A 15,427-nucleotide genomic window follows, 5' to 3' on the forward strand; every position below is an offset into this window, starting at 1 on the left:
TCAGGTTTGTTGATTTTTATTCGTTATGATGATGCTTAATCACTTCACCGTGCTTAAATAATATCGCCTCTCCTTTCGCCATCTTTTGCCAGGACTCGTCATCGGTCAGCGGCTGCGTGGCGATAACGGTTACCACATCATCAGGTGTAGTTTCTTCGTTAAAGTCCACGGCCATTTCCGCATCAATGAGTTTTGCCGGCCCAAAGGGCGCACGACGGGTGATCCAATGCAAATTGGTATCGCAATAGCAAAACAGGAACTCGCCATCGGACATAATGGTATTGAATACACCATACTGATTAATCTGTTTGCACAGCGCGGTTAAGAATTCGAACAGTACCGGCGTTTCCGGCTTTTTGCGGCCAAATTTATTCATCAATTGTTCGAGGATAAAGCAAAATATCTGTTCGCTATCACTCTCCCCCACCGATTCATGCCAAGAGGTATCCAGCGCTTCCTTATAGTCTTTGAGTTGACCATTGTGGGCAAAAGTAATATTTCGTCCCCACAATTGCCGTACAAAAGGATGGGTATTTTCCAACGATACCGGACCAACGTTTGCCTGGCGGATATGACAAATCACCGCTTCACTTTTGATGGGATACTCTTTTACCAGTCTCGCCACTCTGGAGGTGGCACTGGGGAGTGGATCGCGGAAGGTACGACAGCCCTTACCTTCATAAAACGTTATACCCCAGCCATCCTTATGGGGCCCGGTTTTGCCACCACGTTCCATTAATCCAGTAAAACTGAAGACAATATCAGTCGGTACATTAGCACTCATTGCCAACAATTCGCACATATTTACCCCTTTAAGCAAATCATTCGAAGCTATCTAAAAGTTAACACTGTAAACAATGCATTTACACTTTTATCCTTATTTTTGCAAAGAAGCGTAAAATAAGCATTGAAAAGCAGAAGTTTTATAATTATCCTTAAATTGAGTGGTCAGACCTCTAGACAAGTTAAGGAGCTATTGTGGAGTTATTCATCTGGTGGGCAGCGTTTGCTGCAATCACGACCTATCTGGCTTACACCCGCGCATCCCTGGGGATGTTTACGTTGGGTTACGCAGTATTGCTGCTGGTTGGCAGCTTTTCCGATATTACCGGCTTAACCAGCTGGATCATTTTTGCTGCGTTAGCAGTTCCCCTCAATGTTACGAGTATTCGAAAGCAACTTATCAGTGGCAAAATTCTCAAGGTATTCCGTAAAATCATGCCGGAAATGTCCTCCACTGAACGTGAAGCAATCAATGCCGGTACAACCTGGTTCGAAGCCGATCTATTTAAAGGTGATCCAGACTGGCAGAAAATGCACAACTACCCGCAGCCTCGCCTGAGCGCCGAAGAACAAGCCTTTCTCGATGGTCCAGTTGAAGAAGTATGTCGCATGTGTGACGACTGGGAAACCACACATGAATTAACCGATCTTACACCAGAAGTCTGGCAATACCTGAAGGACAATAAATTCTTCGCGATGATCATCAAAAAGCAATACGGCGGCCTAGAATTTAGCGCTTATGCGCAGTCTCGTGTATTGCAAAAGCTTTCCAGTGTATCTGCTGTACTTTCCAGTACTGTCGGTGTACCAAACTCTTTGGGCCCGGGTGAGTTACTACAACACTACGGTACGAAAGAGCAGCAAGATTATTACTTACCTCGCCTGGTTAATGGTGAAGAAATTCCCTGTTTTGCCCTGACTTCGCCGGAAGCCGGTTCTGATGCGGGTGCTATACCGGATTTCGGGATTGTCTGCAAAGGCGAATTCGAAGGTAAAGAAGTGTTAGGTATGCGCCTGACCTGGAACAAGCGTTATATAACCCTTGCGCCGGTCGCAACGATTCTGGGCCTGGCATTTAAACTGCGCGATCCTGATGGCCTGTTAGGCGATACCGAAGACTTAGGCATCACCTGTGCCCTGATCCCAACCGATATTGACGGTGTGGTTACCGGTCGTCGTCATTTCCCGCTAAACGTGACGTTCCAAAATGGCCCGACCCAGGGTAAAGACGTATTTGTACCACTAGATTTCATTATCGGTGGTAAAGAAATGGCTGGCCAGGGTTGGCGCATGCTGGTTGAATGTTTGTCAGTAGGTCGAGCAATCACCCTGCCATCAAATTCCGCTGGTGGTGTAAAAACTGCAGCGTTGGCCACTGGTGCTTATGCCCACATCCGTCGCCAGTTCAAGCTGCCTATCGGTAAAATGGAAGGTATCGAAGAAGCAATGGCACGTATTGGTGGTAACGCTTACCTGATGGATGCGGTAACAACCATGTCTACCGGGGCAATCGATTTAGGCGAAAAACCATCGGTTATCTCGGCGATCTGTAAATATCACCTGACCGAAAAAATGCGCGACAGCATAATCGACGCTATGGATATCCATGGTGGTAAAGGTGTCTGTTTAGGACCAAACAACTATCTTGGGCGGGGTTACCAGGGGGCACCAATTGCCATCACGGTAGAAGGTGCCAATATCCTGACCCGTAACATGATCATCTATGGTCAAGGGGCAATTCGTTGTCATCCTTATGTCCTGGCAGAAATGGAAGCCGCAGCCAATCCGGATTTCGAAAAGGCTCTGGACGATTTCGATAAGGCGCTGTTCGGGCATGTTGGCTTCACCATTTCCAATATGGTTCGTTCAATCTGGTTCTCGTTAACTGGCGCACGCTTGAAAAAATCACCGTACAATGACAAAACCAAACGTTATTACCAGTTGCTAACAAGATTTAGCTCCAACATGGCATTTTTGTCAGACTTCTCAATGGCCGCTTTAGGTGGAGACTTGAAACGTCGTGAGCGTATCTCAGCACGCCTTGGTGATATCCTGAGTTACATGTACTTAGCATCGGCTACCTTGAAGCGTTTTAATGACGAAGGTCGTCAGCGTGAAGACGAAGCTCTAATGATGTGGGCGGTGGAAGACAGCCTGTACAAGACTCAACAAGCGATTGATGAGCTAATCAGCAACTTCCCTAATCCGGTGTTCGCTGCCCTGTTCCGTTTGGTTGTACTGCCGTTTGGTCGCCATTTAACCAAACCTTCAGACAAGCTGGATCATAAAATTGCGAAAATCATGCAAACTCCAGGGGCTGCCCGTGACCGCTTAGGCGCCGGCCAGTACCTGAACAAAGAAGACGGCAATATTTTAGGGAAGCTAGAGCTGACTTTAGAAAACGTGATCAAGAGTGAAGCGATTATCGCTAAAGTTTCGAAGCAAGCCGGTAAACGTATTCCGCTTATCAACCTGGATAAACTTGCTGAAGAAGCCCTTGAAAAAGGTTGGATTGATGAAACCGAAGCACAACAGCTTCGCGTTACCGAAGAAGGTCGTCTGCAAACCATCAATGTTGATGACTTCGACCCAATTGATTTAGTGGTAGACAAAGAACGTCACCTGAAAATCAAAGAAGGTAAAAGTTCGGTGAAAGCGGCATAATCATTTCATTATGTCTTTGCAAAAGGCGCTTCATGCGCCTTTTTTTATGCTAATTTAAAAATCTCACCTCAACAGAAGTTTACAACTTTCTTTAATAGTTTTAATTAGTTACTATGACTTCCTAATCTAGCCATAAAAAAAACCAGGCATGCGCCGTATATCAATTCAAATTTTAGCCAGCATCCTAATTTTGACCGGTTGTTCCAATATCAGGGTTTCCGGCAATCTCGGCGATTTGGTAGGTACCAGTTTTAGGGCAAATAATGTTGAATCTTACACATTCGAAGAGTTGATGGCCTACAACCACAGGTATTTAGCTTCTTTAAATGAAGAATACTGCCATACCGACAAATTTGAACCAGCTCCCTCCTTTAAACATTTGGAAAGAAATTTAAAATCAGAAACACAAAAACTGGGTGGTAATGCAATTGTTTTTGATGTTTGCGAGAAACAGAGTAATTATCAAAACTGCACAGCATTATTGCGCTGCCAGGCTAGTGCATATGTGATCGACTTTGATGGAATTTAAGCCTGAATAGAAAAGGCACTAGCGGTTTCGACCATGGCAGATTCAATGAGGTAGCAGAATCAATAAATTTCACCTCCTCTTCCACTGCCGGCTTCCACCTACCATCTTCTTATCACTAACCAACCTGAGTTTCCGCAAATTCTTTGAACTGCTGCATATAGCGATTTGATTGCTTTTTAAACGTGCCTGGCATTAGCATCATCATCAACTTTACAAAACCACTGCATTTGAATTCGTTTTTTACGATCCAGCGGGTCTGATTTTCAGACAGTGCAATAAACGAGTTATCCACCAGATTCCAGACATTATCAGTCTCATACACACCACTAAACTGTTCCGGTAACTGCCTTACGGTGATCGTTTCAGTCATGGCAATTTCTTTATTGCCCATACGATACAATAATCGTGACTCGGTTCCCTCTTCTCCCGGAGCACCGCTAATGGTTTCAAAGCTAATTAGATCTGGCTGCCACTTTTTCAGGTTATGAGGGTTATCGAACAGTTCGATTACCCGGTCAATGGGAAGTGCGATGTCTATTTCTAAGGTGTATTTCATTCCTTTAAGCCTTTCAGTATTAAGACTTAACTATAATTGAGGCTTGTTAAAGCGCAAATCGGCGAGCAGTCGTGTTGATGGCGTCAGTTCTTGCTGGCAATAATTTCAACCGGTGCAATTCGATCCAATGAAATGTTTTCAATCATATTGTTAACTTTTACGGGTGCTGAGTCGCCCATCAGAATATGCAGCCCCAATGGCGGTGGACCTGAAGCGTTGGCCACCCGAGCCCGCAGTTCGGCAAAGAACTGGAGTGCAAATTCTCGACGATTTCTTAAACCGGTCACAGTAAATCCGGCCGATTGCAGCGCTACCTGATATTCATCCGGAGCCGCAACAGCACTACCACTCGAATCACTCGCCCAGGGCACCGGAAATGTCAGCTCACCATTTCCCGTTTTCATTACATCATAAATCCCTAACGTGCCACCCGGTTTTAACACCCGATGGAGCTCACGGATCAGTAACGCTTTATCGGCGATATTCATCCCAACATGCAAGAGAATAATCCGATCAAAGCTCGCATCCGCTTCAGCCAGGGCCAGTGCATTACCCGTTTTAAGCTGAACGTTTTTGTCCAGTCCGACCCATTCGCACAGTACATTTCCCGTTTCAATGTACTCTTCAGTTAAATCAATGCCGACCACATTACAACCGTACTGCTGACTCAGATAACGACTGCTTCCGCCTAAACCGCATCCTACATCTAACACCTTATGCTCACTTTTGATATCAAGCTGGTCAAGAAATGACTGGGTTGCTGCTCTGCCACCAATATGAAATTCATCGACCGGAGCTAAGTCATTAACACCTATAGTGTCTACCGACTTTCCCAATGCCGCCACGCCTGCTTGTATAGCAGCGAGCAAGCTACCGTGTGTGTAGTGGCTGGTAACCTTGTGTTTATCGGGCATCAATTTTTCCTCCGTAATGCCTTGACGAATATCGCTACAACTTACCTATTAAACGTATATGCATTTGACAAACCCCTATCCCGCAAACCAATATGAGACACGAATCGTTACAACGTTAGCGATAGTATAGTATTTCAGTCATTCAACATGGATTACAAGGTTTTAATGAACAGCATAAATATAAACAAGGTTAACCTTTTCAGCGGTCCAACACCGTTTGAACCACTGACAAACCTTTCCGGCATGCATGGCTGTGCGAATTTGTTTATCAAACGCGACGATTGCACAGGCCTTGCCACTGGCGGTAACAAAACCCGCAAGCTTGAATATCTGCTGGCTGACGCACTCGCTAAAAGTGCGACTGTGTTAGTTACGATTGGTGGAATTCAGTCCAACCATGCTCGCCAGACGGTGGCGGCCGCAAACAAATTCAATTTAAAGTGTGCTCTTGTATTGGAAAAGGTATCGGGTACCGGTGGCGACGATTATATGCAAAGTGGCAATATGTTGCTCGATAACATCATGGGCGCCGATTCCCATATTGTTCCTGACGGAGAAGATTGCCTGACCTATGCCTTAGCTCTGGTTGAACAGCTAAAGCAACAAGGTGAAGTGCCCTACTTTATTACCGTCGGCGGTTCTGATCCTATTGGTGCCTGTGGGTATGTTGAATGTGCTTTTGAGTTAATGGAACAGTGTAAACAGCGGCAAGTAAAACTGGATGCTTTGATACACGCAACAGGCAGTGCTGGCACGCAAGCAGGGTTAATTGCCGGCATGGAGCTTTTGGGCTCTGATACGCGAGTTATCGGCGTGTGCGTGAGCAAGTCTGAAGCTGCGCAACGGGAATTAATCATCAATTTGTTAGAACCTATGAGTGAAGCTCTTGGTTTCAATTTGCAATCAGCGATAAAACGCATTGAAATCAAAGACCAGTATTATGGTGAGGGTTACGGGATCCCAACGGAGTCAATGGTAGAAGCCGTCAAAACCCTGGCGAGACAGGAGGCAATTTTGCTCGATCCGGTTTACACGGGTAAGGCAATGGCCGGCATGTTGGATATGCTGAAAAATAATGAGTTTTCAGCGGAGCAAAACGTAGCATTTCTGCATACTGGCGGTAGTGTCGGATTATTCGCTTATAAAGATTTGTTCATGAAATAAAACCAAAAAGCTGCCAGTTCGTCATTATCGTATGAGCAGGTTATGTTTGCCGAAAAACTAGTGTCTTTCCGATACAAATGTGAACTTTAGCCAATGGGTTACAATAGGGAGTTATTTTTATTTCCAGCCAATTCCTAATTGATTTTTTTCGTATAGCCGTAATTTCGCGATTTTTAAAATTAGTGCTTTAGGTAAAGGCTCTGAGATTGGGAACTGGATGGTATTTTCTAACGTTTTATAATCTGCTACCTGATCAGACAACTGCCTGAGCACTGATGGGGTCGGGTGCAGGCTGATATGATCCTTGTAAGCGGCGTAAACAAATAAAATACCGCCATTAACCAACGCCGGTTTATTCCACTTTAGTACTTCAATGGCTTTCTCGTCTACTGACATAAGATAACACCTGAGCTCAGATAGCCTTTGCCTTGCCAGGGGTGATTTTCCGCTTATATAGTCGTCTAGTGAATTTGCTCTATTACTCATTGTTTAAAACCGATGAATGAACTCCTCCTGATTCTAACCTTGCAAGCTTCGAATCGAATTTTAAAATATCCCCGGAAACTCATAACGTTAGCGCTTAAATTCTCTAAGTTGAATATGATTACCTTCCGGATCAACAACATTGCAAACGCTAAATACTGGATTTGACCACTCACCTTCCAGTGTTGAGCCACCCAATTCAACTACTCTATCTCTTGCTTTATCTAGGTTATCTACGGTGATAAACATTTTAACCCGATTAAACGTATAATCAGGCATCTCTGTTGGCGGGATATGAACAACGATATTAAATTCTTGACTACCGATACTGATGAACTCAGCTGTTTCCCTTAGCACATTCATATCAAACATTTCCGCATAAAAGCGGCTAAGGCTGTTTATTTCTCTGGCGTATATTATCACGCCATTCCTGGGGAGTTTATTCACTTAATATTCTCCATATAGGTTTATCTCACGAATGCAGTTAATTCTATTACCTGAGTAATTAAATCAGCAATTTTTTAACGAACATCAAATACAATGAATTTAACCGCCAAGCCCTCCCTTGCTAACATCCATGGTACGGGAGGATATGTAAAGGGATTTACGGTATGTCTAGATATCAAGGATGACAATATCTCGACAAGATACATGGATGGTAATATCTCGACTAAATACTTCCCTGCAGCAATACCCGTACCGTATCCTGCTAACCGGGCATACTTACATCCTTGTAATAACCCTCCCTTGCTACCATCCATGGTACGGGAGGAAAGATACATGGATGTATTGAATGTCGAGATATCATGGATGGTAATATCTCGACTAAGTACATCCATGCAGCAATACCCGTACCGCATCCTGCTAACCGGGCATACTTACATCCTTGTAATAACCCTCCCTTGCTACCATCCATGGTGCGGGAGGATAAATACATCCCTGTATAAAAAAACGCCCCGATACCGAAGTAACGAGGCGTTTTCATCAAACTAGCGGTAAATTACCAACCAGTTTTCTCTTTTAGTGCTTTACCGATGTCAGCTAGTGAACGAACGGTTTTAACACCTGCAGCTTCTAGAGCAGCAAATTTCTCATCGGCAGTACCTTTACCACCAGCGATGATAGCACCAGCATGGCCCATACGCTTACCTGGAGGAGCAGTAACGCCAGCGATGTAAGAAACAACTGGCTTGGTCACGTTCGCCTTGATGTACTCAGCAGCTTCTTCTTCTGCAGTACCACCGATCTCACCGATCATAACGATAGCTTCAGTTTGCGGATCGTTTTGGAACATTTCTAAAACGTCGATGAAGTTAGTACCTGGGATTGGATCACCACCGATACCAACACAAGAAGACTGACCAAAACCAGCATCTGTCGTTTGCTTAACGGCTTCGTAAGTCAGAGTACCTGAACGAGATACGATACCAACTTTACCTGGCTTGTGGATGTGACCTGGCATGATACCAATCTTACATTCGCCTGGAGTGATAACACCTGGGCAGTTAGGACCAATCATGCGAACGCCAGTTTCTTCAAGCTTAACTTTAACGTCAAGCATGTCTAGCGTTGGGATACCTTCAGTGATGGTAACGATTAGCTCGATACCAGCATCGATAGCTTCTAAGATTGCATCTTTACAGAAAGGTGCAGGAACGTAGATAACTGTTGCAGTAGCACCAGTTGCTTCAACCGCTTCACGAACGGTATTGAATACTGGCAGGCCTAAGTGAGTCTGACCGCCTTTACCTGGCGATACACCACCAACCATTTGCGTACCATAGGCAATGGCTTGCTCGGAGTGGAAAGTACCCTGGCCACCAGTGAAACCCTGACAGATTACCTTGGTATCTTTGTTAATTAATACAGACATTATTTGCCCTCCGCAGCAGCAACAACTTTCTCAGCAGCGTCAGTTAAAGACTCAGCTGCGATTACGTCAACGTCAGAGTTCGCCAGTACTTCACGACCAGCTTCTGCGTTAGTACCTTCTAAACGAACAACGACTGGAACGTTTACGCCAACTTCTTTAACGGCACCGATGATACCTTCAGCGATCATGTCACAACGAACGATACCACCGAAAATGTTTACCAGTACGGCTTTTACGTTGTCGTCAGACAAGATGATTTTGAATGCTTCTGCAACACGTTCTTTGGTTGCGCCACCACCTACGTCAAGGAAGTTTGCAGGCTTACCACCGTGCAGGTTTACGATGTCCATGGTACCCATTGCAAGGCCAGCACCGTTAACCATACAACCAACGTTACCGTCTAGTGCTACGTAGTTCAGTTCCCACTGGGCTGCGTGCGCTTCACGCTCGTCTTCCTGTGAAGGATCGTGCATTGCACGGATTTTTGGCTGACGGTAAAGTGCGTTTGAATCTACGCCGATTTTGCCGTCAAGACAGTGTAGGTTACCCGCTTCGGTGATAACCAGAGGGTTGATTTCAAGTAACGCGAAATCATGATCGATGAACATGTTGCCAAGACCCAGGAAGATCTTTACAAACTGCTTCATTTGTACCGGGTTAAGACCCAGTTTGAAGCCTAGCTCACGAGCCTGGTATGCCTGAGGGCCTACTAGTGGATCGATCGCAGCTTTGTGGATCAGGTGCGGAGTTTCTTCTGCAACTGTCTCGATGTCAACACCACCTTCAGTAGAAGCCATGAATACAACGCGACGTGTACCACGGTCTACAACTGCACCTAAGTACAACTCGTTAGCGATATCAGTACAGCTCTCAACTAAAATTTTTGCAACTGGTTGACCGTTAGCGTCTGTTTGATAAGTCACTAAGTTCTTACCTAACCAGTGTTGAGCAAATTCTTTAATTTCTTCTTTGGATTTAACCAGCTTTACACCGCCAGCCTTACCACGGCCACCAGCGTGAACCTGAGCTTTAACAACCCACATATCGCCGCCGATCTTATCAGCAGCTTCAGCAGCTTCCTGAGGGGTATCGCAAGCAAAACCCTCTGAAACTGGTAAACCATATTCTGCGAATAATTGCTTCGCTTGATACTCATGCAAATTCATGGTGTTTTCCAATTATCAATATAGAAAAATAGCAGCCAAAGCTGCCCTGTAAAAAATTTGTTGCGATTATAAACACTGCAGGGCGCTAACGAAAGCCCCCTGCAGAGAATATTCCAACAAACCTTGGCTAAATTTTAGATGTCTAGCAACAGACGCGTTGGATCTTCCAGTAACTCTTTGATGGTTACCAGGAAACCAACCGATTCTTTACCATCGATTAAACGGTGGTCATAAGATAGCGCCAGATACATCATAGGCAGGATTTCAACCTTACCATTTACCGCCATTGGACGATCCTGGATTTTGTGCATACCAAGAATCGCGGTTTGCGGAAGGTTAAGGATAGGTGTAGAAAGCAATGAACCAAATACACCACCATTAGTAATGGTGAAGTTACCACCCTGCATTTCGTCCATGGTTAATTTACCGTCACGGCCTTTGATCGCTAAATCACGAATGCCCTTCTCGATACCCGCCATACCTAACTGGTCAGCATCACGTAATACTGGCGTTACCAGGCCACGTGGTGTCGATACAGCAATCGAAACGTCGAAGAAATTGTGATAAACAATGTCGTCGCCATCAATTGATGCATTTACTGAAGGGAAACGCTTAAGCGCTTCAGTTACCGCTTTTACGTAGAAAGACATAAAGCCTAAACGAGCACCGTGACGCTCTTCAAACACGTCTTTGTACTGCTTACGTAAATCCATAATTGGCTTCATGTTAACTTCGTTAAACGTGGTCAACATAGCCGTTGAATTCTTCGCTTCCAGAAGACGGTTAGCAATCGTCTTACGCAGACGTGTCATTGGCACGCGTTTCTGGCTGCGCTCACCCTGAATGGCCGTAACTGGTGCAGCTGACTCAGATGCTTTTGCCGCCGAAGCCTTAGCTGGTGCTTTTGCTTTAGCAAGATGAGCTTCTACGTCTTCTTTCGAGATGCGACCGCCTTTGCCTGTGCCTTTTACCTGAGCAGCGGTTAAGCCATTTTCAGTTAGCATGCGGCGTACTGACGGGCTGGCAATTTCATCACCAGAAGCATCTGTCGACTCTTCTGTATCTGCAGCAGCAACCGGAGCAGATGAAGCACCAGCGTTTAACTGGCCAATCAATTGCTCACCTAATACCGTATCGCCTTCGCCGTGGATAATCTTACCGATTACACCATCTTCTTCAGCCACAACTTCTAAAACCACCTTGTCAGTTTCGATATCTACCAGGTTCTGGTCACGGCTTACCGATTCGCCTTCAGCGACATGCCAGGTGGAGATAGTTGCATCGGCAACGGACTCAGGCAGAACCGGAACTTTAATATCGATGACTTTGCCAGAAGCAGTTGCTGCTTTTGGCGCATCAGCTTGCGCTGGTGCGTCAGCTTTTGTTTCGCTTTTTGCTTCTTCTTTGGCTGCAGGTGCAGCTTTGCTGTCACCGTCAGATAAAATCGCCAGTAATTGCTCACCCAGAACGGTTGCACCTTCCTGCTCAAGGATTTCCGTGACCACACCATCAGCTGGCGCAGGAACTTCTAAAACTACTTTATCAGTTTCAATTTCTACCAATACCTGATCACGGCTTACGGATTCACCCACTTCTACTTGCCAGGTCGCAACACTTGCATCGGCTACTGACTCTGGTAATACGGGAACCTTAATTTCAGTTGTCATTAATTTATTCCTTACTCACAATTCTTTACTTGGCTGATTTTATCGTTAGCGCATCGTTAACCAACGCCTGCTGTTCTTTCACATGCAGTGACATATAACCCACAGCAGGTGCGGCGGAAGCTTTTCTGCCGGCGTATGTCAGAGAAGCACCTTGTGGAATTGAATTCCAGAAATGGTGTTGACTGCAATACCAGGCACCCTGGTTTTGCGGCTCTTCCTGACACCAGACGAAATCTTTAACATTCGGATATTCGGCAATGATCGATTTCAACTCTTTCTCCGGGAACGGATACAGTTGTTCGATACGGACAATCGCAACATTGTTCAGTTCTTGCTTACGACGTTGTTCAAGTAATTCGTAGTAAACCTTACCACTACACATCACGATACGCTCAACAGCCTTTTTATCCAGCTCATCCACTTCATCAATAACGTTCTGATAAACACCAGACGCAAGTTCTTCCAACGAAGAAACGGCAAGAGGATGACGTAATAATGATTTAGGTGACATCACAATCAGAGGGCGACGCATTGGACGCACTACTTGACGGCGTAACATATTAAATACCTGTGCCGGTGTAGATGGCACACATACCTGCATATTGTGATCGGCACACAACTGCAGGAAACGTTCTAAGCGAGCTGATGAGTGCTCCGGACCCTGCCCTTCATAACCGTGAGGCAACAACACAGTCAGACCACACAAGCGGCCCCATTTTTGCTCACCGGATGATAAGAACTGATCAAATACCACCTGGGCACCGTTGGCGAAATCACCAAACTGCGCTTCCCAAATCGTCAGGCCACTCGGCTCTGCGGTGGTATAACCATATTCGAACGCCAATACTGCTACTTCAGAAAGTACCGAGTCATAAACCTCGAACGGGCCCTGACCTTCACGAATATGCTGCAATGGCAAATAAGTGCTGGCATCTTCCTGGTTATGCAGTACCGAATGACGGTGGAAGAACGTACCACGACCAGAATCCTGACCGGTAATACGAACTCGCTCACCACGGTCGACTATCGTTGCATAAGCCAGGTTTTCCGCGAAGCCCCAATCCAGCAATTTTTCACCATTAGCCATTTTCACACGATCGTCATAAATCTTTTTCACGCGCGATTGTAGCTTATGGTCCGCTGGGTAACTGGTAATTTTCTTGGCCAGGGATTTCAGGTGTTCAAGGTCAATTTTGTGATCATACGCATCATCCCAGTCATGACCAAGATATGGCGTCCAGTCAACACTGTGCTCAGTCATTGGACGCCACTGTTCTACAGTACACTGACCTTCATCCAATAACTTACGATAGTATTCCACCATGTCTTTGTTCTTGCTCTCAGTAAGACGGTTTTGGGCAATCATCTTATCGGCAAATAACTGACGAGGTGTTTTATGTTTTTTAATTTTCTGGTACATCAACGGCTGAGTTGCATTTGGCTCATCCGCCTCGTTATGACCGTGGCGACGATAACACACCAGATCGATAACCACATCGCGCTTAAACTTGTTACGGAAATCCAAAGCGATTTGCGTGGCCAGTACCACCGCTTCCGGATCATCACCATTAACGTGGAAGATTGGTGCCTGAACCATTTTCGCGATATCGGTACAGTATTCCGTTGAGCGGGTATCATCAGGGTTTGATGTGGTGAAACCAACCTGGTTATTCACGACGATACGAATGGTACCGCCAACTTTATAAGCACGCGCCTGAGACATATTAAATGTCTCCTGAACCACACCCTGGCCAGCAATTGCACTATCACCGTGAATAGTGATAGGAAGAACCAGGTCACCCTTGTCACAGTCACGACGATCAAGACGAGCGCGCACTGAGCCCATGACTACCGGGTTTACAATTTCAAGGTGAGATGGGTTGAACGCAAGGGCCAGATGCACATTACCGCCCGGGGTAATGAAATCGGAAGAATAGCCCTGATGATATTTCACGTCACCTGAACCGATTACATCGATTTTACCGGCGAATTCGTCAAATAACTTACTTGGGTTTTTACCCATAACGTTAACCAGAACGTTAAGACGACCACGGTGAGCCATGCCTAGCACAACTTCTTTGGTGCCATGTTCACCAGCGCGGGTGATCAGGGCTTTCAGCATCGGAATTAAGCTGTCGCCACCTTCCAGTGAGAAACGCTTAGCACCCGGGAATTTGGCTCCCAGGTATTTTTCCAGGCCATCAGCTGCAATTAGGTCTTTTAGTATTTCGGTTTGTTGCTCTGCGGTGTAATTAGCTTTTGACTGCACCGACTCCAGACGCTGCTGAATCCAGCGTTTTTCCCGAGTCGAGGTAATGTGCATGTACTCTGCACCAATTGAACCACAGTAAGTTTTTTCGAGAAGCTGATGAATCTCACCTAGCTTCATGGCATCCTGGCCTACGGCCAGAGAGCCGACATTAAACTCTTTATCGTACTCAGATTTGGACAGCTCATGGTGTGACAATTGCAAATCACGAACACGAGTACGCTGCCACAGCCCTAAAGGATCGAGATTGGCATTCTGGTGGCCACGGAAACGATAGGCATTAATTAACTGCAGCACACGGACCTGCTTAGTGTCGGCTGGTGCGCTGACAACCTGCTTAGGACCTTGCTTGGCTAATTCACGAAATTCCTCGCGAATTACCGCATGATTGGTTTCTACCTCTACCCCTTCGATAGCAGGTAGTTCATCGAAAATCTTACGCCATTCATCGGAGACAGAATGGGCATTTTCTAAATATGATTCGTATAATTCTTCGATATAAGCGACATTATTACCGCTTAAATGGGAAGACTCTAACCAAGCCTTCATTACACCTTCGGGCATTGCCTGTTCCTTTTCGGGCTAAAGCAACAAATTAAAAGAATAATCAAGAGCCGGGCGTTAATTCAGCCCGGCAACCTTCATTAAACCGCTCTTTGTAACAACATGGATTTGATCGAACCAATGGCTTTGGTCGGGTTCAAACCTTTTGGACATACGTCAACACAGTTCATGATGCCATGACAACGGAATACGCTGTAGGCATCCTGTAAATCATCAAGACGCTCGTCAGTTGCGGTATCACGGCTATCAATAAGGAAGCGATAGGCGTGTAATAATCCCGCTGGACCGATGAACTTGTCTGGATTCCACCAGAAAGATGGACAAGACGTTGAACAACAGGCACAAAGAATACACTCGTACAGACCATCAAGCTTTTCACGGTCCTCGATCGATTGCAGATGTTCACGAGTCGGCTGACTCTTGCCATCGTTGATCAGGTACGGCTTGATTTTCTCGTATTGGTTATAAAATTGCGTCATATCAATGATTAAATCACGGACAACTGGCAATCCAGGAAGTGGACGCAACACGATCTTGTTCGCTTTCACTTCAGATAATGGCGTAATACACGCAAGACCATTTTTACCGTTCATATTCAGGCCGTCACTGCCACAAACACCTTCACGGCAGGAGCGACGGAAAGATAACGACGGGTCTTGTTCTTTTAACAGGATCAACGCATCCAGAACCATCATGTCAGAACCCTCAGGGATTTCTAACTCGTAGTCCTTCATATATGGAGCATTGTCTACATCAGGGTTGTAGCGGTAAATCGAAAACGTTTGTTTCATCCTT

Annotated in this window: 13 protein-coding genes; 3 read left to right on the forward strand and 10 right to left on the reverse strand. The window is 45.6% G+C overall.

What is annotated here, in order from left to right; genetic code table 11:
• Positions 1 to 16: 16 nt before the first annotated feature.
• Positions 17 to 802 (reverse strand): class II glutamine amidotransferase, encoded by a 786-nt coding sequence (locus tag E8M12_RS12025; RefSeq protein WP_136736391.1) that lies wholly within the window; start codon positions 800 to 802, stop codon positions 17 to 19.
• Between the two features lie 176 nt (positions 803 to 978).
• Here E8M12_RS12025 and fadE point away from each other — a divergent pair, with 176 nt between their 5' ends.
• Both fadE and E8M12_RS12035 read left to right on the forward strand, forming a co-directional pair.
• Positions 979 to 3,447: an acyl-CoA dehydrogenase FadE gene (gene fadE, locus E8M12_RS12030; protein ID WP_136736392.1), complete on the forward strand. Its 2,469-nt coding sequence runs from the start codon at positions 979 to 981 to the stop codon at positions 3,445 to 3,447.
• Between the two features lie 148 nt (positions 3,448 to 3,595).
• Complete coding sequence (locus E8M12_RS12035; RefSeq protein WP_136736393.1) at positions 3,596 to 3,976, forward strand: hypothetical protein; 381 nt, start codon at positions 3,596 to 3,598, stop codon at positions 3,974 to 3,976.
• A gap of 115 nt (positions 3,977 to 4,091) precedes the next feature.
• Here E8M12_RS12035 and E8M12_RS12040 read toward each other — a convergent pair whose 3' ends face one another.
• Positions 4,092 to 4,532 (reverse strand): SRPBCC family protein, encoded by a 441-nt coding sequence (locus E8M12_RS12040; protein ID WP_136736394.1) that lies wholly within the window; start codon positions 4,530 to 4,532, stop codon positions 4,092 to 4,094.
• An 83-nt stretch (positions 4,533 to 4,615) separates the two neighbouring features.
• Positions 4,616 to 5,446: a class I SAM-dependent methyltransferase gene (locus tag E8M12_RS12045; RefSeq protein ID WP_136736395.1), complete on the reverse strand. Its 831-nt coding sequence runs from the start codon at positions 5,444 to 5,446 to the stop codon at positions 4,616 to 4,618.
• A gap of 165 nt (positions 5,447 to 5,611) precedes the next feature.
• Here E8M12_RS12045 and E8M12_RS12050 point away from each other — a divergent pair, with 165 nt between their 5' ends.
• Positions 5,612 to 6,610: a D-cysteine desulfhydrase family protein gene (locus tag E8M12_RS12050; protein WP_211245036.1), complete on the forward strand. Its 999-nt coding sequence runs from the start codon at positions 5,612 to 5,614 to the stop codon at positions 6,608 to 6,610.
• 117 nt (positions 6,611 to 6,727) lie between these two features.
• Here E8M12_RS12050 and E8M12_RS12055 read toward each other — a convergent pair whose 3' ends face one another.
• From E8M12_RS12055 to E8M12_RS12085, 7 genes are all read right to left on the reverse strand, one after another.
• Entirely contained in the window at positions 6,728 to 7,096 is a 369-nt protein-coding gene (locus E8M12_RS12055; RefSeq protein ID WP_368665695.1) for an iron chaperone, read from the reverse strand.
• Between the two features lie 87 nt (positions 7,097 to 7,183).
• Positions 7,184 to 7,540 (reverse strand): VOC family protein, encoded by a 357-nt coding sequence (locus E8M12_RS12060; protein ID WP_136736398.1) that lies wholly within the window; start codon positions 7,538 to 7,540, stop codon positions 7,184 to 7,186.
• 553 nt (positions 7,541 to 8,093) lie between these two features.
• On the reverse strand, positions 8,094 to 8,966 hold the full coding sequence (gene sucD / locus E8M12_RS12065) for a succinate--CoA ligase subunit alpha (RefSeq protein WP_136736399.1): 873 nt from the start codon (positions 8,964 to 8,966) through the stop codon (positions 8,094 to 8,096).
• A complete protein-coding gene (gene sucC, locus E8M12_RS12070; RefSeq protein ID WP_136736400.1) occupies positions 8,966 to 10,132 on the reverse strand; it encodes an ADP-forming succinate--CoA ligase subunit beta in 1,167 nt (388 codons plus the stop codon). The genes sucD and sucC overlap by 1 nt, the downstream gene beginning before the upstream one ends.
• A gap of 134 nt (positions 10,133 to 10,266) precedes the next feature.
• Complete coding sequence (gene odhB, locus E8M12_RS12075) at positions 10,267 to 11,799, reverse strand: 2-oxoglutarate dehydrogenase complex dihydrolipoyllysine-residue succinyltransferase (RefSeq protein ID WP_136736401.1); 1,533 nt, start codon at positions 11,797 to 11,799, stop codon at positions 10,267 to 10,269.
• Between the two features lie 25 nt (positions 11,800 to 11,824).
• A complete protein-coding gene (locus E8M12_RS12080; RefSeq protein ID WP_136736402.1) occupies positions 11,825 to 14,632 on the reverse strand; it encodes a 2-oxoglutarate dehydrogenase E1 component in 2,808 nt (935 codons plus the stop codon).
• Between the two features lie 80 nt (positions 14,633 to 14,712).
• Positions 14,713 to 15,423: a succinate dehydrogenase iron-sulfur subunit gene (locus E8M12_RS12085; protein WP_136736403.1), complete on the reverse strand. Its 711-nt coding sequence runs from the start codon at positions 15,421 to 15,423 to the stop codon at positions 14,713 to 14,715.
• Positions 15,424 to 15,427: the final 4 nt, after the last annotated feature.

The organism is Thalassotalea mangrovi, assembly GCF_005116735.1.
Taxonomy (GTDB): Bacteria; Pseudomonadota; Gammaproteobacteria; order Enterobacterales; family Alteromonadaceae; genus Thalassotalea_A; species Thalassotalea_A mangrovi.